Raw genomic sequence first — 24,695 nt, 5'->3', positions numbered from 1 at the left:
TCAAAATGAGAATCAGATTAAACAAAATATTTTCTCATCATATCCGGAATCATAGTGAGATTAGAGTAATGCTGAACAATGGTTTCACGCGCCTGTAATTGCATCTGCCGCCGTTCTGCCTCAGAGCGGTGCAGCCAGTCCTGGATACAGCTGACTAACTCCTGTGCCTGCCGGACCAGATAACCATTTTCTCCGTGACGAATCAGTTCGGGCAGCTCGCCAACCGCTGTTGCTGCGACAGGAATGCCACGGCCCATTGCTTCAAGTGCTGCCATAGGTAAACCTTCAGCTCTGGAGCAGATAATCAGCAGACCGATATCCGGCCAGAATGTATCCATAGCACTTTTGTGACCATGAAGAATCAGATTATGCTGCCCGGAGCGGCTGAGCTGGCTGAACAGCGGACCATCGCCATAACAGTGAATGTTGACTTCCGGCAGCAGCCGGGTAATTTCCGGCAGAAAATCCGGACCTTTTTCATAACTTAAACGGCCGACAAAAGCGATTTGCTGCCCTTGACTGACGGGTAAGCTTTCCGTGTCCACGAAGTTATTCACCTTCTCTGTCCGGAAGGGAATTCGTTGCTGGATCAACTGACTGACCGCCAGACTCTGATCGGACATGAATGCAGTAATCCGGTCCAGCATGTCGTACCATTTGACCCGGCCAGCGGGAATTTCACCGGCATGAAAGGTGGAGATTTGTCTGAATGTTTCTTTCGAGGTGCGCCTGGCCAGCTTACATAACAGACTCGCTTTATAGCCGTGCGCATGAACGACTGCCGGGCGAAAACGATGAATGGCCTGTTTTAAAGCCGCGGGCGTTTTATGATGCGGAAAATATTCAGACAATACGGTAAAAGGAATGTCATTCAGCCTGAGTTTTTCAATCATTTCCTGACTGTCCGGATACGCTTTCAGCAAAATAATCCGCACCGGGCGATGCACTTTTAAACCGCAGGCCAGCTGAAGTACATGGCTTTCAATGCCACCAAAGACCCGGCTGTCCAGTACCAGCCAGATCTCATTCCTTTGAAATAAATTCATCCTGCTCTGTTTCCCATGCTTGCTTTTTCCGGTAAACCGTTGACGGGCTGAGTTCAAGCAGCACCGCGGCATTCAGTACATTGCCATCACAATAGTCAATCGCCTGTTGAATTGTTTCCCGTTCCACCTGCCACATTGGTCGGATGTTGGGGGGGGGTGTCTGTGCTGTCGCCGGATCCGTCATTGGTGTGCCCTCCGTGACGGCGGTATCTGTGACAATGGGAACGGGGACAGGCGTCACCTCCTGAAGTGATTGTGGTGGCGCTGGTGTCTCGTGGATCGCATCTACAACGGCTTGCCGGTTGGTATTTTTACCTGCGCCGTTCTGGGGCGGGCCCGGCTGCGGGCGTTTCTGTTTGATTTGATCCGGCAGATGTTCCACACTGACCGTCGAATCATTATTGAGTACCACGATATTACGCATGATATTTTGCAGCTGCCGGACGTTACCCGGCCAGTGGTATTTCTTCAGTACAGTTTGTGCATCCCGGCTGATGAGGGTGAAACGCTTTTTATCCTGCTTCGCATATTTGACCAGAAAGCTTTGTGCCAGTGCGATGATGTCATTGCCACGCTCGCGCAGCGGCGGCATTTCTATCGGTACGACATTGACCCGGTAGTAGAGATCTTCCCGGAAGCGTCCGGCTTCGACTTCTTCAAGCGGATCCCGGTTGGTGGCACAAATGATCCGGACATCGACTTTCTGCTCTCTGGAGCCACCGAGCGGGGTGAATGTACCGGACTGCAGAAAACGCAGCAGTTTTTTCTGCATTTCCAGTTCCATTTCGCACAATTCATCCAGAAACAGAGTTCCTCCGTCCGCCTGAGACGCCGCGCCTTTCCGGTCCGTGGTTGCGCCGGTAAAAGCACCTTTCATATGGCCGAAGATTTCACTCTCCAGTAAATCTCTGGGAATCGCACCACAGTTCAGGGCGACAAAAGGTTTATTTTGACGCTGGCTGTGTTCATGAATCGCTTCTGCACACACTTCTTTCCCGGTGCCGCTTTCACCGTTGATAAACACACTGGCGGTGGTGGGGGCGACCGATTCAATCATTTTGTAAACGGCCTGCATCTGCAGAGATGAGCCGATAAAGCCGTGAAAGTTTTTCCGGCTGTAGCGGTGTTCCATATCTTCTACCAGATGCGCCAGCTTACTGCGCTGAAGGTGTAGATTGATCGAGGTCTTCAGCCTGTCTGCGTTGATGGGCTTTTCGAGAAAGTCATCGGCGCCTTTTTGTATCAGGTTCACGGCGATATCAACCGACCCATGTGCCGTGGCGATGATCACTACGGTTGGTATCTCATGTTCACTGATCCAGTCGAGCACATTCTCGCCGGACATATCAGGTAGTTTTAAATCCAGAATAACGACCTGAGGCTTTTGTTTGCTGATGAAATCAATCGCCTCTGCACCGGTTTCAAGATGGAATAAATCGAATGGTTCATCTTTAACGTATTGTTTGTATAAAATGGCAAGCGAGCTGGAGTCTTCAACGAGTAATACTTTGTTTCTCATTCAGAATCGACCTTCCTGATTTATATCCAATTGGTTCCTTAATATATAGTCCAAGTTTGGCCGGGGTGAGAAATCTGCGGTATTATTTTGTATTGTGAAGACCGTCTGGTCTCTGTTTTTGTCGCGAAGTCACCGAATCCGTCAGGACATGGTTTTCCGCAGCTGCAGGGCGGCGAGCGAGTCGGCTGCCAGCTGTGGTAATGCTTCCCCTGCCTGATACGCTTCCTCATCTTTCCCGTCTATACACAGGTGTTCAATCTTTCTGGCCAGCTCTGCAAGATTACGGTTCCCCAGTGCCAGAGCCGAACTGCCTAATGTATGTGTCTCAAATTTAAGACATTCAGCCTTTTTGTGATTGATTGCACAGCTGATTTTTTTGACTCTTTGCTGGCATTCTTCCACGTAGTGATCAATCAAGACCGGCAAAACTTCAATGCTGGTATCGGCGATGACCTGCTGAATAATGGTTTCATCCACCAGTCCGTCAGGTTCTGCCGGGTGCTCTGCTGCGCTTTCCGGCGCCGGTTGTAAAGATCCTTCCGGCAGATCCGTACTGATTTCAATCTCATCTGTTTTTAAGTACAGCGCCATTTTTTCCAGCAGTTGCGACAGCCTGACGGGTTTGGATAAGTAGTCGGTCAATCCGGCGGTGATAAATCGTTCTTTGTCACCGTGCAAGGCATGAGCCGTGAGTGCGATGATCGGGAGTTCTGCCTTTTGTTTGTCTGCCATGGCCCGGATTTCCTGACAGGCCTGCATACCATCCATTTGTGGCATCGACATATCCATGAAGACCAGATCAAAATGGCCGTTTTTGACTTTTTCGACGGCTTCCAGCCCGTTATGGGCCAGTTCAATGGTGATACCGGCATGTAAAAACATATTTTCGATGACAATTTGGTTGGCTTTATTGTCTTCTGCCACCAGAATCCGGGCATGTTTCCATTCGGGTTTGATGGTCGTGACAGGTTCCTCACTGACCTGCACGCCGTCAGATTCACCCAGCCTGATCTGAAACGTGAAGGTTGAGCCTTCACCCGGCTGGCTTTCGGCAGAAATTTGTCCGTCCATCAGTTCACAGAGCTTACGACAGATAGCAAGGCCCAGTCCGGAACCTTCCTGTGTTCTGGAATAGGTGTTATCTGCCATGGTAAATTCTTCAAACAGTTGATCAATCATCGATGGTTCAATGCCAATTCCGGTATCGATGATCTGGCCGGTCAGTAAGATACCTGCTTTGTTTCTATCTGCCCGGATAATCACCTGAATGCTCCCCTGTTCGGTAAATTTCACCGCGTTGCCAATCAGGTTATGCAGAATTTGCTGCACACGGTACTGATCGCCTTTGACCCATTGGGGGACAGAAGGCGTGATCGTGGGTTCAAGGCAAATACTTTTAAAACATGCGGACGGACGAAAACTATTGATCACCTGATCGATGCATTCGTGCAGATCGAAAGGCTTGCGATCCAAAGACAGGGTATTCGACTCCATCTTGGTGTAATCAAGAATATCATTGATGACCGACATCAGAAAAAAACCGGACTGGCTGGCGGTTTCGACCAGATGTGTCTGATGTTTATCCAAAGAAGTTTCTTTAAGCAGGGACAGCAGTCCAATGACACCATTCAGCGGTGTCCGGATTTCATGAGACATTGAGGCAAGAAACAGAGATTTGCTTTGGCTGGCATCTTCGGCCTGATGACGGGCAATCTTTAAATCATCATAGCTTTTGGCGAGGCTGGAAGACATCTGATTGAATGCACTGGCGACCTGACCTAACTCATCCGAGGATTTCAGCGTGACCTGATAGCCGGGCCCTTCCTGTGACAGTTTTTTCGCGGCCTGAGTGAGTTGGGTTAAACTTTTCGTCAGATAATGGCCGATGAAAAAGGAAAAGAGTGCTACCAGCAAAACTTCAATCGTTGCAATGCCCGTCATTGAATCTCTGGCGGTTGTAATTTGTGTTGTGATGGATTGATTACTGAAACCGATGTCGATATGACCGTAGGTGCTGGTATTGGTTTTCAGATCAACCCGGACATCAAAAATACCATCGTCGACATCATTCAGGCTTTTATCTATGGTTGTTGTCTGCTGAAGCGCTTTGGGATCCCCCTGACTGACCAGCGTTTTACCATAGCCAATGATCCGGATATAAGCGATGTCTTCTGATTTGATCACTTCCTGGACGATCTCATCCAGTGAACTGATGTCAAAAGATAACACGTCTTTTTCGACTGCTTTGGCCAGAATGTTCGCTGTGGCATTCGCGCGCTGAACCAGTTGTGTTTCGGCAGACTGAGTCATAAAAGAGATGGCACTGAGTACAATGATGACCAGCAAAATAATCTCAATAAAAGCGATACCGAGAATGGTTTTGGTTTTGAATTTCATCATGCATCCTGTCTGAATAAAATTCTTCTGCTCAAAGTGTTTGTGACTATTCATAACCTTAGCTGACATCTGTCGGATATGCCTCTTGATGTCTCCTTTATGCATATGTTGAGAGCATATCGCTCTTCATCAGCCACTGAATAATCCGCTGCTTTAAGCGGGCCGGAAATAACGGAATCCGGTTGAGCTCACGAATTAATTCCAGTCGCAGCGGTGGCTGGTCTCTGCCATTGAGTATCGTCCCCAGCAGGGATATCTGCTCAGCGCTGAGCAAGGTCATTGCTTTCCTGAGTTGGTGAGAACTGGTCACACCGCCCATGACGACCAGAATGGTTTGCTCACAGGCGCTGGCGACACATTGCGCCGGGATGTTGCCCCGGTTGATATTCAGTAACGGAGAGGTATCCACGATGACCCGATCAAACTGTTGCAGCCAGGTTTGCATTTGCGTGTTAAGAACCACCGGATCTTTATAGCGCAGCAGCGTTGCCGGCTCACCGGGGATACTCAGCCCGGTAAACAGGCGCGATGTTTCTTTGTGCTCTATCCACTTTTCTGTGGCTGCTCCGGGCAGCATATTGATCTCGTTGAATGCCGGATTAAACAGGTTCAGATCAACCAGCAGGGTTTGGTGCCCGGCCAGCAGATATCTTTCTGTGAGCGCACTGGCAACCGACGTGACACCTTCCCCTGTCTGGCAGGCAGTGACACAGATGGAACGCGCTTTGGCCATTTCAGCCGCCAGATAGATTTGCTCAACTTCAGCATGCGTTGCAGGAATCATCACAAGGCTCCTATCAGCAGGATTGTGGTGGTCATCCGGAAGACATCATCAAAGGCCTGACGGGCTTTTTCCATGAAACTTTCACTGCGCTCGGGAATGAAAATCGTATCACCCGTGCGCAATACCGGCAGGCCGTAAATATTGGCTGTCTGGCTGAAGTTGACCAGATCAAAAGTCCGGGCCTGATTCTGACAGCACGACATATTGACGATAGTAATTTTCTCCAGATAAGCCGATTTACTCGGACCTCCGGCTTCAGCCAGCAGATCCAGAATGGTCATATTGTCGTTGAAGACATAGCGGCCGGGTTTATTGATTGCACCGAGAATGCGGATCGTCGACTCTTTCGAGCGTTCCAGCCAGTTTCGGTCTTTCTCCGGAATATAAATGGTGTCGCCGGTTTTCACTTTCGGCAGCAGGTTTTCATCGCCGGTTTCAAAATACAAAGACAGGTTCAGCTTGCTGACTTTGGCGTAGGGTTTATCCCGGTGAGTGACCCGGATATTGTGAATATCGGCATCTTTGGTCGGGCCGTCTGCCGCGGACAAAATATCCAGAAAGTGCATCTCATCGGTAAACCGGTAACGTCCCGGCGAATTGACCTGACCAAACACATAGATAGAGGCATCAGAGCTTTGTCTGACCCACTGTGATTTATTGTCAGATGGATCCTGGGGCAGATCATGCACCCGGATAATGGAACCGGCCCGAATCACCGGCATCTTATTGGCAGGCGCACCCTGAGCGATAAACTGGTCCAGATCGAACTTCAGCAGCGGTTGATCCGGGGTGACAATTTCAATCCGGGTGGTATCGGCGCGCAGCGTCGGGCCACCAACGTGGGATAATAAATCCATGAAGTTCATTTCGTCAGACCATTCAATTCGTCCGGGTCTGACGACTTCACCAATCACATTGACTGCCCGGTCCGGTGCAACTTTCAGCCATGATTTTTCATTCATATCCACTTTTTCCGGGACAAAAATCGCGTCGCCGGACTGAATCGGTGGCGGTGCCTGTTTGGATAAACCTTCGGTGTAGGCGGTCAGGTCAAAGCGAATGACATCGCCTCCGGCCTTGATAATGCGGATTTGCCGGGCTTCAGCGAACCGGGTCGGGCCGCCGGCGTTGGCGAGAATATCCATAAAAGTCGCGCCGCTTTTGCCTTCAAAAGCACCGGGACGGGCCACTTCACCCATGATGTAAACCATGTTCGCCCCTGCTTTGATTTCTTCTTCCTGCTTGGGAATAAAAATCGTCGTGCCGGGTGCGATTTCCGGTAGCAGTGAGGTGTCGCCGGAATCGAGATAAGACTTAAGATTGAATAACTTCGGCGAATTGTTACTGATGACCCGGATTTGCTCGACGGCAGCATAGCGGGTGACACCGCCGGAGCGCATCAGAATATCGACCAGATCGCTGTTGGCTTTATACGAGAATGAACCTGGGGCGTTCACTTCACCGAAGACTTTGATGGCTCTTTTGGAATCGGCACTGTCACCGGCGTTCGCCAGTTTTGCCGCATCAAATTCCTGTTCAATGTTGCCGACGATTGGCGATGCGGGAACAAACAGCACATCCATGGAGCGCAGTGCAGGCAGCACCGACTCGTCACCACTGTCGAGAAACTTCTTGTAGTTGAATTCCTGTTTATCGCCCCGGCGCTTGAGCTGCATTTTATCCAGCTGTGCACCGGCCCGTGCGCCGCCTGCGGCATGCAGCGCCGTCTGAATCCCGGCGTGACTGGGCAGCGTATACTCGCCGGGAGAGGTGACATAGCCCTGAACCGAGATAATCATCTGTTGCTCAGCAATAAAAATGCTGGCATTGGATGTATCACGGAAGACTTTGTTCAGCGCATCCATAATGGTTTGATTCAGCTGCGCTTCGTTATAGCCAGCGACATAAACCGGGCCGATTTCCGGCAGGGTAATCCGGCCGCGCTTGTCGACCTGAAAGCCGCGGTTGAGTGCTTCTTCTCCCGGTAGGTTGACCTGAATCAGATCGCCAATCTGAATCGTCTCTGTGTTTGCCCGGGCCGGGAAGATACTGCATGCCAGCAGTAAAATCAGTAATGACTGGTAAATGGTTTTCATCTTATAGCTCTCCCTGACTGACGTTCATCCCTGTCTGTTGCTCTGACAGGATTTCAATACTGACCCTGCGATTGGTCAGGCGGGCTTCCGGTGCATCGCTTTTGTAGCGCGGCAGGGATTCACCCAGCGATTCGGTTTTGATGCGGTTGGGTTCAAGGCCGAATATCATCAGGTAACGTTTGACTTGTCTGGCTCTTTCCATCGCCAGTTTCTCGTTATGTGCCTCGGTCCCCTGATTGTCTGCATGGCCGGTAATTGCCAGAGACAGATGTGTATCTTCGCGCAGCAGCATCACCGCCTGCGCCAGTTTTCCCATGTAAACCGGATTAATCGCATAGGAATTGAGTGCGAACTGGTTGTCACTGTTCAGCAACTGATAGATTTCATCTATCCGGGTCAGTTGCTGACGGAATTGTTGCTCGTTTGCCGGTGGCTGACAGCGTGCGTGCCGGGTGACATAACCCAATTGATTTTCCAGTTTATTCAGACGCTTGCGAAGAATTATCAAATCATTTGCAGCATCGGTGAGTAAGCCGCCGCTGATTTCGCGGGCGATACGGTTTTGTGTTTCCTGTGCCTGAACGACTGTGGCAGGGAAGCACCATTTGGCACCTTCCTGAATCAGACTGTTCAGATGAAGTTTTGCCAGCTGCCAGTCGAAGCGCAGGCCGTGTTCCGGCCCCAGCGGTTCGTCCGGCATCACCGGGGAGAATTCTGCAGACATGTATTGCTCGGCCATGCCTCCCTGACCTGCACCGGGATAGCTGGCGCATCCCTGAAGCAAAAGAGCCAGAAGAGCAGCAACAATGTTGATATTTATGCCAGACCATTTGATATGCATGCAGATTCTCCTTTTCTGATGTCAGATGACTTTCAGTGGGTGCGGGAATTGACCGCGATTGTTTTGCTGATCCTCAGCAGATGGATGATTTCCAGTGGCTGACCGGACACATTTTCCAGCCGCATGTTGCGTTTCTTTTCCACCAGTCGCTTGTAAAGGTAAACCAAAGCGCCAACACCGGAAGAATCCATAAACCGGACGTCACTGAAATCCAGTTCTACTTCGCGGTGAGGCTCAGCCCAGATAATGTCATCAATTACCGGCTGAATGTTGCGGGTACCATCTGCATCCAGATTGCCGTTGAACTGTAGTGTCAGATGAATGTCGTTATTATTGATTTTTTGAAGTTCCATGGTCGTATCTCCTGTGTGTGTTGTACAGGAGACAGAGCAGAATATGTGCCAGAAAAATAGTTTTTATTTTTCAATATCTTAGGTTTTTAATGCTGGCTGATGTCAAATTGAGAAAAACCGTTTATCAAATTGAGAATCGTGTTGAAGCCCAAGGGAAGCGTCCTTGTCTGCCAGATCATTCTCAAACTTTTAAACCGTGAAACACGCGCTCAGGTGATTGAGTGATATCCGGCGTGGAATAAGAAATCGTTGAATACAGTTCTCTTTTTTAGGGTTACGCTTTTCATCTGCGCATATTATCGCGTACTATTTTTGCTTTGTGGTTGAGATAAAACCAAAGGTTATTCACCCAATTGACCTCAAGCCAATCAATTCTCGCTGAACATACATTTTCAGGTCATTTGGGTCTATTTTTCATATTGTCAGTTCAGGTTAGGTAAATGACCCCCCAACAAGAAGCAGTTCAGGTACTCAGAGCCTGGAGTCAGGTTGAATTTTTCCGCACTTATGCCGTGCCGGATGAACATGAATCTCCAATCCCTTCAGTGGCAGTCAAAGTGGATGAGTTCCATGAAAAACAAAACTTTTTGCTGCCATGGATCGCGACCCAGCTTAAACCCCGTCTTGGTATCGATACCTACAAAAAAACCACATACACCCTTTATCTGGGGTTGTTTGACCGGGCTGTTTTAAGTCATATCGCTGAAAAGAAATGGGGGTTTAATCCGCGTAGTGAAGAGGAAACGGCACAACGTCTGGATCGGGAAGGCTGGAGCTGTTTTGCGAAGCTGACGCTGGATGAGCATGGCACGCCGTTGTTTGATACTTTGTCGGTCAGTACGTTGCCGTGGGCCATCGGGCAGCTTATTCACCAGCAGCGCACCGACTTATCACTGACTCTGTTTGATGCGGATAACGAAAAACTCAAAGAAAGCATTGCTCAAATCCAGTTTGGTTTATTGCCGCTGAGAACCAATCCGGGGAAGAAAGTGCTGGATACGGACGCTATTCATGCCTTGATTGAAGCTTTATATCAGTGGGCAGGCTTAGAGCCAAAGGACTTGGTGCTGCCTGGTGCAACATCTGAATATCTGTTCCGGATGGAATTTTCCCAACAGCCGGAAGTGCCTGATTTAAAACTCACTCAGCGTGTGTATGCGGAACAAACTCCCGATGATGAGCCGGAGAAAGAAGCGGCTTTGCTCCCGATTCTTAACTCGGCTTATCTGCGGGATATTGAGCGTGCGGCCCGTTGTGTCGGGCGGGGAACGGCCGGGGCAGGGTTGATGCAGTTTCTCGGGCGGGTGCCGGAACGGTATGCCGATCTGTATCAGGACGAAGCGCTATCGTTCATTGCGGAGCATTTTCATCCGGGCGCAACGCCGCCGGGCCGCTGGCCTTCTGATTTATCTGAACATTTGTCTTTCATGCAGCAGTTTGCGGTGAATGCGAGCTTAAAGTCTCTGGCTGAAGAAGGGCTGATGTCCGTCAACACGCCACCGGGGACAGGGGCAACATCAGTGGTACAGAATGTGGTGGCACAAAATGTGGTCGCCAGAGCCAAAGTACTGGCTGGCCTGAATGATGTCTCTGAGGGGCTGACCAAAGACGGATTCCTCCATCCGGCATTGACCGGATTTGAAATGGTGCTGGCATCAGACCATTATCGCGATGCAGAGCAAATGACGCGAGAGCTGTCTGAGGTGACTTCGCTGGCGAAATGTTACCAGCACTTGTCCTGTATCAGGCCGGTTGCGCATCAGATGAGTGCCCTCAGACACAGAAACCGGCTGCAACCGGTCAAAAATCCTGATGAACGGGTCTGGAGTACCATTGCTGCCGTTCTGGGAACCAAACAAAAACGCGGGGATTTTTGCGAGCGGGTATTTCAGGAGAACTTCTGGAAGAAAGAGCCTCCGGCAGAACGCGACCCGGCCAGTGATCATTTAAATCTCTGGCAATATAAACAGCAATATACCGGCCTGACATTTGAAGCGGCAAAACAGCAGTTTCAGACGGCTCTTGCTGACTATGAATCACTCAACACCAGTTTCGTAAAATATGATGAACTGAGACAGGCACAAGAAGAAAGCCGCCAGTTGCAGACCTCCCTCAAAGCACAACTGAGCAGTCTGAAACAAACCGAGACCACACTGCGGATCTCACTGGCAGCACATCAAGAGAATCAAGCCAGCCTGAAACGGGAAATTGAAGCCGCTCAGACGAAGCTGGAAGCCATTTACCCGGAGCAGCCGGGGTTCTTTGCCCGTTTATTTAATCTCGGGACCAATCAGCAGTATCAGCAACGCTTGCAGCAGCAGGTTGATCATCTGGCGGAACTGCAACGCCAACTCGACGATGAAACACAAACGGCAGAAGAGCATCAGCACGAACTGGATGTCAACTTACATCATCAGGTCGCGATTGAACGGCAGTATGAAGAAATTAAGGCCGATCTGGTAGAAAACCAGCAAGTGCTGATTCAGATTAAAGAGCAGTTGAAAGAGTGTCAATTACCGGGCGATGATCTGCGCATGACGGATCCGCAAGTCCAGCGACAGTCATTCTGGCATAACCGTAAAACCAATCAGCTGCGATCCGAAGTCTTTATTACCGCGATGACACTGCATGAAGCCTGGATCATGGAAGCCCTTGATAACCGCCATTTTGCTGCGCAGTTCCGTGAGCTGGAAAATCTTTTGACGGCTGCGCCGGTGTCGCAAAAAAATCTCAGTCCACTGGCATTGTGGCAAATGCTCTTTATGCTGACGCCGGTCATTTCAACTTCACTGCCTGCCTTTAGCCGGATGTTTGCCAGCCTGCCAGAACAATCTTTAGGCTGGTTGATGATTCTGCAGGCCGGAGAAGTGGAACCACAAGCGGCGGTTGGGGCTTTGATGCGCACGAAACGCACGCTGGTCATGGGTGATTCACAGCAGTCACCAGCACCGATGATTGCGCCGCCTCAACTGATTCAGGCGCAGCTGTCAGATTCAATGGGTGACGGGTGGCTGCAATGGGATCCGGCCAGCTGGTCACTGCAGCAAATAGCTGATCGGGTCAATCCTTATGGTTGCAGGCTGGATATTGCGGGTCAGTCACAGTGGATCGGTATTCCGCTGTGGGTGCACCGGGGGTGTACTGAGCCGATGTTCAGCTTAGCCAATCAGTTTGCTTACCATAACCGGCTTATTCCGGTGCAGGATGGATCAATCGCTGCCCGGCCTCACCCGGTGCTGGGGGAAAACCGCTGGATTCATACGCCGGGCCGGTGCACCGATAAACAGTACAAAGAGGCTGTGGGTGCAGAAACACTGGCGCTGCTGATGCAGGCGGCGGTACAACCGGAACGTGTGGAAGAAATTTATATCCTGTCGCCATTTAAAGCGGTTGTTTCTGGTGTGCGCGATTATCTGACCGCTCATGGTGAAAGCCTGCTGGCTGCGCTTGGCTGGGATCAACACACATTCAATCATTTCCTGCGTCATCACACCGGCACGATCTCTGATTTCCAGGGACAGTCGAATGAGACCGTGGTGCTGTTGCTGGGGTGTGACATTGAAAAACGCAGCAGCGCAGAATGGTTTACCGCGATGCCAAACCTGCTCAATGTGGCACTGATGTGCGCCCGGCGTCATCTGTTTGTGATTGGTGATGCAACGATCTGGTCTGATAAACCGTATGTTGAATCGCTTTGCCACATGTTACTGAAGGAAGAAGATCGACAGATCGCGGCAGGAGAAATCTAAACCGGGCAGCAGAACCAAAACATTCATCATTCCGATAAATTCTCTGTAAATCATCAAATTCTCTGGTGAAGTAACATTCACTGGGGTTGATTCCGGCTATCATCAAAGATGAACTTGTTGATATGCAGGCATCATCATGAGAGTTGTGATTGTTTTTTGGTTTCTCTGTTTTCCGCTGTTATCTGTGGCTGCTGAGAGCGCCACGCAGATCGTTGACAAATCGGACCGGCAGATGCAGGGCGAATCCAGCTACAGTGTGGCAACGATGCGGATTGTCCGCCCGGACTGGACCCGTAGTATGACGATGAAAAGCTGGACCAAAGGACGGGACTATGCTCTGGTGCTGGTCACCGCTCCGGCGAAAGATAAAGGCAGTGCGTCCCTGAAACGCTTCCGGGAGATGTGGAACTGGGTGCCGGCGATAGATCGGGTGATCAAAATCGCACCCTCGATGCTGAGCCAGTCCTGGATGGGGTCTGATTTTACTCATGATGATCTGATTAACCAGTCATCGATTGTGGTGGATTACCGGCACAAACTGGTCACACAGGAACTGTTTGACGGTGAAATGACTTATGTGATCGACGCCATCGCAAAGCCGGATTCGCCGGTGGTCTGGAGCCGGATCCGGTTATGGATTTCCACGCAGACCTACCTGCAACGCAAAGTTGAGTTCTTTGATGAGTTTGAAGCACTGATCAATACCATGAAAACATTCGATATCCGCAAGATGGGTGGCCGAATGGTTGCCAGCCGGATGGAGATGTATCCCGCTGATAAACCGGGTTATAAAACTGAGTTTATCACCCATGAAGCACAGTTTGATTTTGCGGTTGAAGACAACTTCTTTTCTCTGAGTCAGATGAAATCGCTGAGGGATTAGCATGATGTTACTCCGGCTCGCATGGCGGAATCTCTGGCGACAAAAGCGGCGTACCTTGCTGACGGCTTCTGCACTGGCGCTGGCGTTGGTGCTGTCCCTGTTGACTCGTGCCTTGCAGGAGGGCAGTTATGCGCTCGGGATTGACCATGCCGCCCGTTTTTATACCGGCCTGATTCAGCTGCAGCATCCTGACTATGCCGATAGTCTCAGCATTGATGATTTACTGCCGCAATCGGATGATTTCATCCGTCCGGTCCGCGAACATCCTGACATTTCAGACCGGCTGCCACGCCTTGAATCTTTCGCGCTGGCGGCCGCCGGTGAGCAATCCAAAGGCGTGATGGTGATTGGGGCGATCCCTGAACTGGAAGAAGGTTACTCGCATCTGAGTCAGAAACTGACAAGTGGAACCTTCCTGACGGAGAAAGATACGCAGATTCTGATTGGTCAGGGACTGGCGAACTATTTTCATCTGGGCGTCGGTGATGAAATGGTGCTCTATGGTCAGGGTTATCACGGGCAAACTGCCGCCGGGGTTTTCCGGGTCAAAGGTATTGTGCATTTTCCGCTGCCGCAACTGGACCGGCAGCTGGTTTATATGTCGCTCAAACAGGCACAAATACTCTACAGCACCGGCGATCAGGTCAGTGCGTGGGTGCTGCATACACATCATCAGGACGCACTGCCAAACATCATTGCGCAGCTCCGGCGTAGCTATGGTCATGGGGTGAATGTGCGGAGCTGGCAGGAGCTGTCACCTGAGCTCGCGCAGCAGATTTTGATGGATAAAGTCAGCGGCATTTTCATGATCTATGTGCTGTACGGGATCGTCGGCTTTGCACTGTTTGCAACTGTGCTGATGATGATCCTCGAACGGCAGCGCGAATTTGCGGTAATGCTGGCAACCGGTATGTCCCGCGGGCGGCTGGTGCGGCTGGTGAGCACGGAATCCGTACTGCTTGCCGGGCTGGGGATTTTTCTCGGGATGCTGGTTGCGACGCCGGTTCTGCTCTATCTCTGGTTTCACCCGATCGAGATGACCGGTGAATCGGCGCAGATGATGCTGGAATCAGGCTTTGAACCGGTTTTGCCGGTATCACTCGATCCGCAACTGGTGATTGATCAGGTGATGGCGGTGATTGTGCTTTTAACCCTCTGCCTGATTTATCCGCTGTGGCGAATTTTCCGGTTGAAGATTGTGAGCGGACTGAAAGGAGGATCGCATGCTGATTAAGCTGGCATGGCGCAATTTGTGGCGCAACAAGCTGCGAACCGGTGTCATGCTGGGGGCGATGATGTTCGGGTTAATGGGGGCGGTGATGATCACCGGATTGATGTCCGGCATGTTCGATAACATGGTGCACAATGCGATTGACTGGCAGATCAGTCATCTGCAAATTCATCACCGGCAGTATGTGAAAAATCCGGAGATTCAGGCGACGATTGCCGATGCTGAGCGATTGCAGCTGCAACTGGCACACAATCCGCAGGTGAAAGCCTTCTCTGCCCGGTTTCTGATTGACGGAATGATCAGTTCAGCCCGCAGTTCCAGAGGCGTCCGGATAAATGGCATTGATACGGAAGCAGAAGCAAAGCTTACCCCGCTGGCAGGCAGCATGGTGGCGGGAAACTGGCTTTCAGCGCAGGGGAAAAAGCCGGTATTGGTGTCGGCTAAAATCGCCAAACGGCTCAAACTGAACGTCAAATCGAAAGTGGTATTAACCCTGACCAACGGCAGCGGAGAAGTGACCGGTGCCGCGTTCCGGGTACACGGGATTTTTCAAACGCCATCCAGCCCGTTTGATGACAACAATATATTTGTCCGCCGGGATGATTTGCAAACCATTGCCGGGATGGCTGGTGTGCATGAAATCGCTGTGCTGGCAACCGATGGCAGACAAGTGGATGATTTACAACCCCTGATACAGCTACGGGCGAACATCGCAGCTGAAATGTCTGCGCAAAATCTGGTGCAGGACTGGACACAGGTACAGCCATTGCTGGCCTCAATGCTGGCAACCACCCGGACCAGTGCTGCGATTATTCTGGGTATCTTTGTGCTGGCGATGGGATTGGGCATTGTTAATGTGATGCTGATGTCGGTGTTCGAGCGCACACAGGAGTTCGGTGTTCTGATGGCGGTCGGGATGGAAAAACGCCAGCTCTTTGGACTGATTGTGCTTGAAAGTGGCTGGCTGGGCATCTGTGGGGCACTGTTGGGCGTTGCGGGTAGTGGCGTGCTGATAACCTTGCTGCAACACACCGGCCTGCCTTTGGGACGAGTGGCTGAGGGGCTGGGCGCGTACGGGATTGATACCGTGTTGTATCCATACGTCTCGGTGACTGAATATCTGGTGATATTTGCCACTGTGGTCTTGTCGGCGCTGTTAGCCGCTTTGTATCCGGCGCGGCAGATTTTAAAACAACGCCCGGTTGAAGCGATGGCGGAGAAACATTAATGGCGATTGAAATCAAGCAATTATCTAAGGTCTATCATCAGAACACTGAGTTTCCGGTTCATGCGGTGAAAGCGCTCGATCTGATCATTGAACCGGGCGAATTTGTTGCGGTGATGGGGCCATCCGGCTCCGGAAAAACCACGTTGCTCAATCTGCTGAGCGGGCTTGATCAACCGACATCCGGTCAGGTCAGTATCGATGGTTGTTGCCTGAATGAGCTGAGTGAAAAGCAGCGAAGTGCCTTTCGCCGCGATCATATCGGGTTTATTTTTCAGGATTACAGTTTGTTACCGGTGCTGACCGCACTGGAAAATGTTGAGTTTGTCATGCAGTTGCAGGGAAAAAGTGAGGCGGAATGTCGCCAGCGGGCGACTGAACTGCTGGCGCAGGTGGGGCTGGAAACGCAGCAACACAAGCGTCCGGCGAAGCTTTCCGGCGGACAGCAACAGCGGGTCGCTGTCGCAAGGGCACTGGCTTCCCGCCCGCAGTTTGTGATGGCCGATGAACCGACGGCAAACCTCGATGCGCAAAGTACCGCCGGGCTGCTGGATATTATGCAGCAATTGAATGAGAAGGAAGGCATTACCTTTATCTTTTCCACCCATGATCCGCGGGTGATTCAGCGGGCCCGGCGGGTGATTGTGTTTGAAGATGGTCAGTTAAAGGCAGATCAGCGTCATGTGCGCTGAAGCGGGTGTGCTGTCCGGGCTGATCGGTGTGCTGTTGAGCCTGACATGCCTGTTAAGTCGCACCACGCTGGCAGCGATTCCCGGACTGATGCCGGAGAAAAACTATGATCTGTCTGGTGAGGTGAGTTATCAGATCACCGTCACTGATCCGGCCCGGCAGCCCCACTCACTTGATCAGATGCTCCGGCAGCGACTGAAAGCGGAATACCGCTTCAACCCGGATTTTCGTTTGAATGCCGGGTTGCGCCACAGGTTGATTTGGGGCGATACAGCCCAAGACCCACGTTATACTGCGCTGATTTCACAGGATCCCGGCTCTGTTGATCTGTCTGCCAACTGGCATGAAAGCAGTCATGCAGCAGGGAATAGCCAGCTTGAACGTTTGTACTTCACGTGGAACCATCAGGACTGGCAGGTGAAGGGCGGACGGCAGCGAATCAACTGGAGTATGGCAACGATCTGGAATCCCAATGATCTGTTTAATACCTACTCTCTGTATGAGATTGATGATGCGGAACGTCCCGGGACTGATGCACTGTTGATCAGCCGGAAAACCGGTTATGCCAGTGGTATCGGGCTGGCATATAACCCAAATCAAAACCATGAACTGACGGGTTATTCCGGTCGCTGGTTCTTCAGTCACAGCGGTTGGGATATTCAGTTGCTGGGCGGAAAATCCGGATTCGATCAGGTGATGGGTACGGGATTTGCCGGAGATATTCTGGGTGCTGGTTTTCGCGGGGAGCTCAGCTGGTTTCATCCGGAACATCGCGACTGGCAAGGCAGAGAAACTCATGCGACGCTGGTATCGACACTGGAAACGGATTACAGCTTTGCCGGTGATAATCACTGGCTGATTAAAGCAGCATGGTTGTATATCTCTCATCCGGAAGCGCTGACGGGCACGGTGACTTTTTTGGATCAATCTTTTTTGAGTCAATCGTTAAACGCCCGCAGGCTGAGTTTTTCCCGGCACAGTTATTACGGTGAAGCCAGTGTTGATCTGACTGCGTTACTCCGGCTGACGATGTCCGGGATTTATTATCAGGATCAATCTGTCTATTTGAGTCTGTCTGGCCTGTATTCACTGGCGGATGACTGGCAACTGCAAAGTGGTGTTCAGTATTTCGGGGGGCCAGGCAGCAGTCTGTACGGCCAGAATCAGCAGACCCGGATGTATGGGCTAATTCGCTGGAATTTTTGAATAGATCCCGGAACGTTACTTTCAGGCGTTGTTTTATCAGAAGTGATTTCACCAGATAATTTGCTTCATCAGGCCTCTGTTTTATCAAGCCTCTTTTTCATCAAGCTTCTGTTTCATCAACTAAGTACTCATCAACTAAGTACTCATCAATTGCTCTCCTTTATCAGCAGAAAATCACACATATAATGTATGCATATTGATTAATAATGGTAATGTGCTAGCTTCCCGCGGCTAAATCGATTCACTTTCTGTGAAACCAATAAAAGAAAAATAATATCAGGAACACGTCAGATGGATATATCATCATTAATCAGTTTTAAATACATCGTCGTCAGGTCTGTCAGCCTTATTATTACGACCGGTATTATCAGCAGCTTTGTTGTGAAAGCGCTTGCTTCAGATAGTTTCAGTACCTCTTTGCATGGTTCGGAAAAATTGAATCAGGATTCATTTGCCTATTATTCCGGACATCATACATTGGACACAGGCATTCGAAGTAAAGAGGCTGTAGAGAATATCTTCTGGCCAGACCGGTCTTATCAACGCCGTGATCCGGAGATGTCGCGGTGGCCGGGAGATTCAGATGCCGGTGATGCTGACAGTCACGCAGTGTTCAGACATCAGGGTCAGTCCGGTCTCGTCCCGGTTCCGTTATCCGGTTTAACCGGACAACGGGATTCATTGTTATATCACTCCGATCAGGCGCATGAAATTAAACCAGGAATGACTTTATTGCACGAGCACCAGATTAGTGTCCCGGTCTTTGAGATTGAAGCCGAAATTCAGCCGGGGCTGGCGAAAGAGGTCGGGTTTCAGATTCGCTCTGCTGAGCAAGGGGCCGTTGCTGTGATCGGTTATGATGCCGGGGCTGAAAGTATTTATATCGACAGTCATCATACAAGCCACGATTTTGTCCGTTTTTTCCCGGCAAAACATTACGCGCGGGTGAAATTAGATGCCGGAGTGCTGAAATTAAGGATTCGGGTAGATATGTCATCCGTGACGGTATTTTCCGGTGTCAGTCAGGTTGTGCTGACCGAGCAGATTTTTCCTCAATTATCAGACACCGGGATGAAGCTCTTCAGCCATGGCGGTGTTTCTGTCCTGAAAAAAATATCGATCTGGTCCATACACTCTGTCTGGGAACACTCACACCTGATTTTTTAATCCGGTTGTTTGCCTGAAGTGATTCAGTAGCCGACCGGTGGCGGGTTTGCCATCCATTCTGATTTGGTTAAGCTGGTTTTGCCGCCGGACTGGTAAAACAGACTGCTTTTGTCAACAGTCGACAGATCGTCCGGTGCGACCGTCCCCATATAGAACCAGGTCGGGGTCAGGCTTAAATACTGAAACCGGCTGCCACCGACGCCAGGTAAGTAATTGGCATTCGCAAAGCTGCCTCCGGCAACGGATGATTCCGCAGAAGGATAGTAATCAGCGCCGACACTGAGCAAAATTTTTGCATTTTGGCTGTTTTTTATTTTTTCTTCATTTTCCGGCACCAGCCATGCTTTGACCCTGACAAATGCGGCCAGAATATTGTCAGCATTAAAGCTGATAACATTGGTGCCACCATGAATCGGATATCCCTGAGAGTGCAACTCATATTCGTTGGTATTATCTGAAGAAATGCGATAGTCGGCATCGGAAATATAATGCTTCATGTCGGAAGAATAATAGGCTGCCCAGCTGATGGCCTGGTGCTGTGGGGTGATATTTTCCCATTTTGCTGTCGCCGGATTATTGCTGCCATCTGTTGAGCGCAGCAGCCATATGTCGGCATCTTTCATTTTGACCCTGACATCTTTCATCTGGTTATCGATCTGCTCAAATATGGTGACCCAGAGGGTGATGGCATGCCATGGCGCTGATGTGGTCAGTGTTGGGTCGAGAATTTCATTCGCCCAGTATGCCGGCGTGGTATCGCCGCGTGGAATTCCCTGAACAATCGAGGCACCCTGAGTCCAGCCGGGAGCGGACTTATTTCTTGCAAGCGATGCTTTGGAGGTGAGCCTGGCATCATTGGGAAGTGCCATTGATGCATAGGTGAAACTTGCTGTGACATGGTACATATCTGAAAAGCCAGATAAAAACACGGTGTAACCAAGCAAACAGTAGCGAATAATTTTTTGGGATCTCTTCATAAAATCTCCGTATCCAGCGCTTTGGTATCATGCGATGAGATACAACAGTCGGTATTTTGGGTGCAGCGAATATACCGAACAGTATGAGTATAGATGTTAAGGGACCGATTGAGTATGTGTTGTTTGTGTGAAATTATTTCTGTTCTGCCTTTGTACATGTCGTTCAGGTCTGCAATCTGTACGATGATCTTACCAACGGATGATCTTATACCATTCTAAGTTATTTTCTGATCTGGATATATCTGGTTCCACAAACCGCTCAAGCCATCCATGGGCGCTTCAACAAGGGCATCCATGCCCTTGTATGTTTGCTCCACCAGACACATCCAGATGATCAGTTTATTTTCCAGATTGGTTTACCAACGGATGATGTCAACAATCGGATGATGGCAGCTAAAATGCCAGAAAGGAAGATAAGATTGTCCGGAAACGCGGTGACCCGGACGAAAAGAAAACCGGCTGTTTACAGCCGGGCCGGTTTTGACAGGAGGCGCAGTTATCCGGAATGCCGGACCGAAACAGACCGGGCAAGAATGCCGAGGGTGGTACTGTTATGCAGCAGGGAGCTCATGGTGGGTGATAGCCAGCCCATCGCCGCTGCCAGCATAATGCCACTGTTAACATACTCTGCAATTTTGATGTTGCTTTGAATCACAGACATAGCCATTTGTGCCAGTTTGCGGGCTTCAACCAGACTGTACAGCTGATCATGCAGCAGCACGACATCTGCGACCTGCCTTGCCAGTTCAGTGCCCATGCACATGGCAATACCAATATCAGCTTTACTCAGGGCTGGTGCATCATTGACGCCATCTCCCACAAACATCACGGTATGACCGCGTGCCTGCAGTGATTCGATGATCGATGATTTACTTTCCGGAGTGGCTTCTGCATGCACTTCGTCAAAGTGCATTTCATCACCCAGTTTCTGTGCTTTGAATTTCCGGTCACCGGAGATCATGACCAGATGATTTACTCCCAGTTCCCGCAGCTGTTCAAGGGTTTTAAACGCATCTTCTCTCAGGTGATCCCGCAGACCGATCATGCCGATCAGCTCACCTTCGAAAGAGATAAACAGCAGATGTCGTCCGATGGCTTCATAGCTGGTGATTTGATCTTCGCAGGGTGAAAAATCAACGGCTTCATGGGCTTCAAGGAAATGCCGGCTGCCGATGATCAAAGCATGGTCGCTGAGGGTAGTCCGCAGCCCATGGGCAATGATGTATTCCACTTCACCGTGATCAATATGCGGCAGCTGATGATTGCGGGCCGCATTGACAATGGCCTGAGACAGCGGGTGATTACTGTGCTCTTCGACCGAGGCGCTGATTGCCAGTATATCCCGTGCACTGTTGCTGTTGCTGAAAGAGACAATATCTGTCACTTCCATATCCCCGTAGGTCAGCGTACCGGTTTTATCGAACACGCAGGTATCGACTTTGACCAGCTTTTCAATCGCACTGCCGCCTTTCAGCAGAATGCCGTTTTGCGCCGCCCTGAACATGATGGACTTGAATGTGACGGGGGTACTCAGCTTCAGCGCACAGGAATAGTCGACCAGAAAGACTGAAGCCACCCGGTTGATGTCCTGTGTCAGCAGAAAGACACCGGCACCCATACCGAGAGTAATTTTGACCCGCCGGTCGGCCATGTCCTGAGTGATTTGCTGCGTTTCACTTTTTTCAGACAGAGAATCATAAATCAGTTTCGCGATTTGGGCGGTGGTAGACTCACTGCCGGTTTTCTCAATCCGGACTTTGATCTGACCTTCATGAATGGAAGTACCCGAGTAAACCAGTGCGTCGGTTTCACGGCGGACCGGCACACTCTCTCCGGTCAGGGAAGCCTGATTGATGAGTGCCATCCCTTCTTCGATGTGGCCATCGGCCGGAATCGCATCACCGGGGGAAAGCTCAATCAGATCGCCTTCTTTCAGGAGAGTTGAGTGGCGCTGTTCCCGGTGTCCGTTTTCATCAACGAGCCAGACGACGGTATCCTGTGGCGTCATCAAATCAGCCAGCAGTTGATCACTGTTGCGGCTGGTTCGCTGCTCCATATATTCCCCAAGGCTGATCAGGCTTTGTGTCACCATGGCAGTGCGGTAATCTTCCCGCCAGAAAGACAGTCCGAGCGCTACGGCATCAAGCACTTCCACCGAAAGTCTTCTGTCCCTGAGTTCGGACAAACCGGTCAGCAACGACGGTGCAATCAGCGTGGCGGTAGAGAGTGCGCCCAGATGCTGAGGCAGTAAGATCGCACTGAGTACGCCAATCAGATTCAGGGCCACATCCCCCCGGGTGTATTGATGTTCTGTTGCTGTATATTCCGCTTCGCTCAGGTTCAGGGCCGAAATCCGGGCCTGAATGGTTTCTGAGTCCAGCAGTTGTGGATCATACTCAACCACCACTGACCCGGCATATTCATTGACCCGGATTTCCCGGACTCCCTGAATTGCGATCAGGCTTTGCTTTATCCAGTCTCCGATTCCCCGGTGCTGAATGAGGGCCCGTGATTTAAAACGGATGCGTCCGGGAAAAGAATTTTGAACAGTAATCACCTTAGTCGCCTTTATGTAAGTTCCGGTAATATTCCAGTTCAGCCTGCGTATCTTCCAGCCGTTCTTTCAGCTCTTCTACTTCACCTCTGACAGCAGACCAAGCCTTTTCTCCGGTCGAAGCGATGCCGCTTCTGACGTTTTTATTGGTCAGTAAATAGGTGACAGCGGCCCCGGCGACGACACCCATGATCAGATGTGTGGTTGAATTCTGGGTTTTATACACAGTGCCGTCCTGTGGCGGTTGCATCTGAGGCGCTGCGTCATTCGGGTAAGGATTTTGGCTGTAGTTTTTAGGATATTGATTAAAGTTTTCAGGGTATGATTTATCCTGGCTCATTGTTTTTGTTCTCCTGATTTTGTTCCAGTATGTAAACGCCAGCGGCACCGGCAGCAAGAATCGTCAACATGGACAGGACGGGCTGACCAGCCATCTTGCCTGCGATATAAGTGGTTGCCCCGCTGATTGCCCCGGCTTTGAGCGTGTCTTTCGTGACATTGGTGGCAAACTGATTCGGACTGATAATGCCGGACTGCCGTTCTTTCCATTGTGAGGCGACAGAAGCCGCACCGCCGAGCATGGCCCCAACCAGCATGGCGCGGCTGGCAGGGCTGAGTTCATCGTGGATGTTACTCATATATTGGAGCCTGCTTCGGATTCAGGTTCGGCTGCGGATTCTTCCGGCTGCGTTTGTCTGGCTTCTTTCTGACGCTCGACAGAATCTTTGAATCCGGCTTTACCTGCCTGATAGGTATCACGGAAGATTTCGCCACCGGCGGCGACATTTTGTCTGACGGAAGAGGCGGTATTGACGGCCCCGTCTTTGACGGCAGTACTGCCTGTTTTCAGTTTTTCACCCGTGCCGGTGACCAGTCCTGCAATCCCTTTGCGAACATTTTCGTTCCCCAGTACCAGCGCCGCTGCGGCACCGATGAGTGCACCTTTCCAGAATTCTTTGTCGTTCATGCCTAAACTCCCTAATAACTCTTTAAATAAACCTGCGTCTTCTTCACCTAATGCATTTTCAAGCATTGCCTGGCCCTGTTGCATCATCAGATCGTCCCCAAACGGCGGCTGAGACGCTTGTTGTTGGGGTTGAAACTGCTGGGGCTGAAACTGTGGACCGGCGTGATTTGCAACAGACGGTCCGGCCATAGACTGCCCGGAGACTGGCTGTTCTGAAACGGATGCGCCAGAAACCGGCGTTCCCGTGGCACCCGTGACAGGTTGTGGTGATTGTGGTGGCTGAAATGGTTGTTGACCGGGATTCATTCCCGCCTGTGCAGCCATCATCGCCTGATATTGCGCTGCCTGATGTTGTAAAGCCTGGGCTTGCTGAAGCGCCATGGCGTGCATTTGTGCATGATAGTGGGCCATCGCCGGATTCATCATTCCGGGTTGCGGGAAGGCCGGAGGGTATACCGGGCAGCCGAATCCGTACATACCGGGAGGAAACTCCTGATAGGCAGGGTTTTGCGGGTTGTCACTCATTGATTGACTCCATTTAAATTCAGACATTCGGCAAGGTCATTGCAGGCTCGCTCTGCGATCATATCTTCAGGAGAAAACAGGGCTTCAAGGCGTGTTGGATCGACGATGGAAGGGTCGTATTCGATCAAAATACTGCCTGTACTTCTGTTTAACGTATAATTTCTGAATGCGGGAATATTGCTCAGTGCTTTTTCGATATCATTTGCATTAAAACGTGCCAGATGCGCGATAATTCCCAGCTTATACCTGAGCCGGATTCTCCCCGGAATATGATGGGCAATGTGAACCCAATTCCTTAGTTTTAAAACTGTATTTATCTTCTCGTTCATAGCCCGCCGATTGTAGAGTATATCTATATGACATTGGTTTTATATTTTATGCATTTGATTGTTTATCTTCGGTTTCCATGATCTGAGGCGCAATCTGATTTATTTTTAACTGCAAAAGTTGGTTGCTTTCTTTTACATTCTCATGTAAATGGTATT

Annotated in this window: 20 protein-coding genes; 7 read left to right on the top strand and 13 right to left on the bottom strand. The window is 50.5% G+C overall.

Going from position 1 to position 24,695, the window contains the following annotated elements; genetic code table 11:
* Positions 1-17: 17 nt before the first annotated feature.
* From OCV29_RS15685 to OCV29_RS15655, 7 genes are all read right to left on the bottom strand, one after another.
* A complete protein-coding gene (locus tag OCV29_RS15685) occupies positions 18-1,046 on the bottom strand; it encodes a glycosyltransferase family 4 protein (RefSeq protein ID WP_073604155.1) in 1,029 nt (342 codons plus the stop codon).
* Positions 1,024-2,565: a sigma 54-interacting transcriptional regulator gene (locus OCV29_RS15680; RefSeq protein WP_073604154.1), complete on the bottom strand. Its 1,542-nt coding sequence runs from the start codon at positions 2,563-2,565 to the stop codon at positions 1,024-1,026. The genes OCV29_RS15685 and OCV29_RS15680 overlap by 23 nt, the downstream gene beginning before the upstream one ends.
* 141 nt (positions 2,566-2,706) lie before the next feature.
* Positions 2,707-4,965 (bottom strand): ATP-binding protein, encoded by a 2,259-nt coding sequence (locus OCV29_RS15675; RefSeq protein ID WP_306345604.1) that lies wholly within the window; start codon positions 4,963-4,965, stop codon positions 2,707-2,709.
* A gap of 94 nt (positions 4,966-5,059) precedes the next feature.
* Entirely contained in the window at positions 5,060-5,749 is a 690-nt protein-coding gene (locus tag OCV29_RS15670; protein WP_073604152.1) for a P-loop NTPase family protein, read from the bottom strand.
* Positions 5,746-7,842: an SLBB domain-containing protein gene (locus tag OCV29_RS15665; protein WP_073604151.1), complete on the bottom strand. Its 2,097-nt coding sequence runs from the start codon at positions 7,840-7,842 to the stop codon at positions 5,746-5,748. The genes OCV29_RS15670 and OCV29_RS15665 overlap by 4 nt, the downstream gene beginning before the upstream one ends.
* Before the next feature lies 1 nt (position 7,843).
* Positions 7,844-8,683, bottom strand: a complete 840-nt coding sequence (locus OCV29_RS15660; RefSeq protein ID WP_073604150.1) for an OmpA family protein — start codon at positions 8,681-8,683, stop codon at positions 7,844-7,846.
* Between the two features lie 32 nt (positions 8,684-8,715).
* Positions 8,716-9,036 (bottom strand): STAS domain-containing protein, encoded by a 321-nt coding sequence (locus OCV29_RS15655; protein ID WP_073604149.1) that lies wholly within the window; start codon positions 9,034-9,036, stop codon positions 8,716-8,718.
* A gap of 440 nt (positions 9,037-9,476) precedes the next feature.
* On the opposite strand from OCV29_RS15655, the gene OCV29_RS15650 reads away from it, so the two are divergent.
* From OCV29_RS15650 to OCV29_RS15620, 7 genes are all read left to right on the top strand, one after another.
* Positions 9,477-12,785 carry an AAA domain-containing protein gene (locus tag OCV29_RS15650; protein ID WP_073604148.1) on the top strand — a complete coding sequence of 1,103 codons (3,309 nt, stop codon included), beginning with the start codon at positions 9,477-9,479 and terminating at the stop codon, positions 12,783-12,785.
* Between the two features lie 136 nt (positions 12,786-12,921).
* Positions 12,922-13,668 (top strand): outer membrane lipoprotein-sorting protein, encoded by a 747-nt coding sequence (locus tag OCV29_RS15645; protein WP_073604147.1) that lies wholly within the window; start codon positions 12,922-12,924, stop codon positions 13,666-13,668.
* A gap of 4 nt (positions 13,669-13,672) precedes the next feature.
* Positions 13,673-14,902, top strand: coding sequence for an ABC transporter permease (locus OCV29_RS15640; protein WP_073604182.1), 1,230 nt, complete (start codon positions 13,673-13,675; stop codon positions 14,900-14,902).
* Complete coding sequence (locus OCV29_RS15635; RefSeq protein ID WP_073604146.1) at positions 14,892-16,127, top strand: ABC transporter permease; 1,236 nt, start codon at positions 14,892-14,894, stop codon at positions 16,125-16,127. Before OCV29_RS15640 ends, OCV29_RS15635 begins: the two co-directional genes overlap by 11 nt.
* Positions 16,127-16,816: an ABC transporter ATP-binding protein gene (locus OCV29_RS15630; RefSeq protein ID WP_073604145.1), complete on the top strand. Its 690-nt coding sequence runs from the start codon at positions 16,127-16,129 to the stop codon at positions 16,814-16,816. Before OCV29_RS15635 ends, OCV29_RS15630 begins: the two co-directional genes overlap by 1 nt.
* On the top strand, positions 16,806-18,020 hold the full coding sequence (locus tag OCV29_RS15625) for a hypothetical protein (protein ID WP_084193343.1): 1,215 nt from the start codon (positions 16,806-16,808) through the stop codon (positions 18,018-18,020). The genes OCV29_RS15630 and OCV29_RS15625 overlap by 11 nt, the downstream gene beginning before the upstream one ends.
* Before the next feature lie 291 nt (positions 18,021-18,311).
* Positions 18,312-19,187: a GH32 C-terminal domain-containing protein gene (locus OCV29_RS15620; RefSeq protein WP_073604144.1), complete on the top strand. Its 876-nt coding sequence runs from the start codon at positions 18,312-18,314 to the stop codon at positions 19,185-19,187.
* Between the two features lie 23 nt (positions 19,188-19,210).
* On the opposite strand, the gene OCV29_RS15615 is transcribed toward OCV29_RS15620, so the two are convergent.
* The 6 genes from OCV29_RS15615 to OCV29_RS15590 all read right to left on the bottom strand — a co-directional run bounded on the left by OCV29_RS15615 (position 19,211) and on the right by OCV29_RS15590 (position 24,539).
* Entirely contained in the window at positions 19,211-20,164 is a 954-nt protein-coding gene (locus OCV29_RS15615) for a hypothetical protein (RefSeq protein ID WP_073604143.1), read from the bottom strand.
* Between the two features lie 496 nt (positions 20,165-20,660).
* The gene (locus tag OCV29_RS15610) at positions 20,661-22,721 is read right to left on the bottom strand and encodes a heavy metal translocating P-type ATPase (protein WP_084193342.1); all 2,061 of its coding nucleotides are present in this window, start codon (positions 22,719-22,721) and stop codon (positions 20,661-20,663) included.
* A gap of 1 nt (position 22,722) precedes the next feature.
* Entirely contained in the window at positions 22,723-23,058 is a 336-nt protein-coding gene (locus OCV29_RS15605) for a YtxH domain-containing protein (protein ID WP_245796872.1), read from the bottom strand.
* The gene (locus OCV29_RS15600) at positions 23,045-23,356 is read right to left on the bottom strand and encodes a magnetosome protein MamC (RefSeq protein WP_073604141.1); all 312 of its coding nucleotides are present in this window, start codon (positions 23,354-23,356) and stop codon (positions 23,045-23,047) included. The genes OCV29_RS15605 and OCV29_RS15600 overlap by 14 nt, the downstream gene beginning before the upstream one ends.
* On the bottom strand, positions 23,353-24,210 hold the full coding sequence (locus tag OCV29_RS15595; protein ID WP_073604140.1) for a hypothetical protein: 858 nt from the start codon (positions 24,208-24,210) through the stop codon (positions 23,353-23,355). Before OCV29_RS15595 ends, OCV29_RS15600 begins: the two co-directional genes overlap by 4 nt.
* Entirely contained in the window at positions 24,207-24,539 is a 333-nt protein-coding gene (locus tag OCV29_RS15590) for an HMA2 domain-containing protein (RefSeq protein WP_175561548.1), read from the bottom strand. The genes OCV29_RS15595 and OCV29_RS15590 overlap by 4 nt, the downstream gene beginning before the upstream one ends.
* Between the last annotated feature and the right edge of the window lie 156 nt (positions 24,540-24,695).

The organism is Vibrio aerogenes (assembly GCF_024346755.1).
Classification (GTDB): domain Bacteria; phylum Pseudomonadota; class Gammaproteobacteria; order Enterobacterales; family Vibrionaceae; genus Vibrio; species Vibrio aerogenes.
This window is presented reverse-complemented; position numbering and strand designations above follow the sequence as displayed.

Excerpts from the sequence above, each read along its gene's own strand:
- OCV29_RS15660 (WP_073604150.1), bottom strand. The coding sequence starts at position 8,683 with ATGCATATCAAATGGTCTGGCATAAATATCAACATTGTTGCTGCTCTT.
- OCV29_RS15620 (WP_073604144.1), top strand. The coding sequence starts at position 18,312 with ATGGATATATCATCATTAATCAGTTTTAAATACATCGTCGTCAGGTCT.
- OCV29_RS15680 (WP_073604154.1), bottom strand. The coding sequence starts at position 2,565 with ATGAGAAACAAAGTATTACTCGTTGAAGACTCCAGCTCGCTTGCCATT.
- OCV29_RS15595 (WP_073604140.1), bottom strand. The coding sequence starts at position 24,210 with ATGAGTGACAACCCGCAAAACCCTGCCTATCAGGAGTTTCCTCCCGGT.
- OCV29_RS15630 (WP_073604145.1), top strand. The coding sequence starts at position 16,127 with ATGGCGATTGAAATCAAGCAATTATCTAAGGTCTATCATCAGAACACT.
- OCV29_RS15625 (WP_084193343.1), top strand. The coding sequence starts at position 16,806 with ATGTGCGCTGAAGCGGGTGTGCTGTCCGGGCTGATCGGTGTGCTGTTG.
- OCV29_RS15600 (WP_073604141.1), bottom strand. The coding sequence starts at position 23,356 with ATGAGTAACATCCACGATGAACTCAGCCCTGCCAGCCGCGCCATGCTG.
- OCV29_RS15685 (WP_073604155.1), bottom strand. The coding sequence starts at position 1,046 with ATGAATTTATTTCAAAGGAATGAGATCTGGCTGGTACTGGACAGCCGG.
- OCV29_RS15655 (WP_073604149.1), bottom strand. The coding sequence starts at position 9,036 with ATGGAACTTCAAAAAATCAATAATAACGACATTCATCTGACACTACAG.
- OCV29_RS15590 (WP_175561548.1), bottom strand. The coding sequence starts at position 24,539 with ATGAACGAGAAGATAAATACAGTTTTAAAACTAAGGAATTGGGTTCAC.
- OCV29_RS15645 (WP_073604147.1), top strand. The coding sequence starts at position 12,922 with ATGAGAGTTGTGATTGTTTTTTGGTTTCTCTGTTTTCCGCTGTTATCT.
- OCV29_RS15635 (WP_073604146.1), top strand. The coding sequence starts at position 14,892 with ATGCTGATTAAGCTGGCATGGCGCAATTTGTGGCGCAACAAGCTGCGA.
- OCV29_RS15675 (WP_306345604.1), bottom strand. The coding sequence starts at position 4,965 with ATGATGAAATTCAAAACCAAAACCATTCTCGGTATCGCTTTTATTGAG.
- OCV29_RS15650 (WP_073604148.1), top strand. The coding sequence starts at position 9,477 with ATGACCCCCCAACAAGAAGCAGTTCAGGTACTCAGAGCCTGGAGTCAG.
- OCV29_RS15665 (WP_073604151.1), bottom strand. The coding sequence starts at position 7,842 with ATGAAAACCATTTACCAGTCATTACTGATTTTACTGCTGGCATGCAGT.
- OCV29_RS15605 (WP_245796872.1), bottom strand. The coding sequence starts at position 23,058 with ATGAGCCAGGATAAATCATACCCTGAAAACTTTAATCAATATCCTAAA.
- OCV29_RS15615 (WP_073604143.1), bottom strand. The coding sequence starts at position 20,164 with ATGAAGAGATCCCAAAAAATTATTCGCTACTGTTTGCTTGGTTACACC.
- OCV29_RS15640 (WP_073604182.1), top strand. The coding sequence starts at position 13,673 with ATGTTACTCCGGCTCGCATGGCGGAATCTCTGGCGACAAAAGCGGCGT.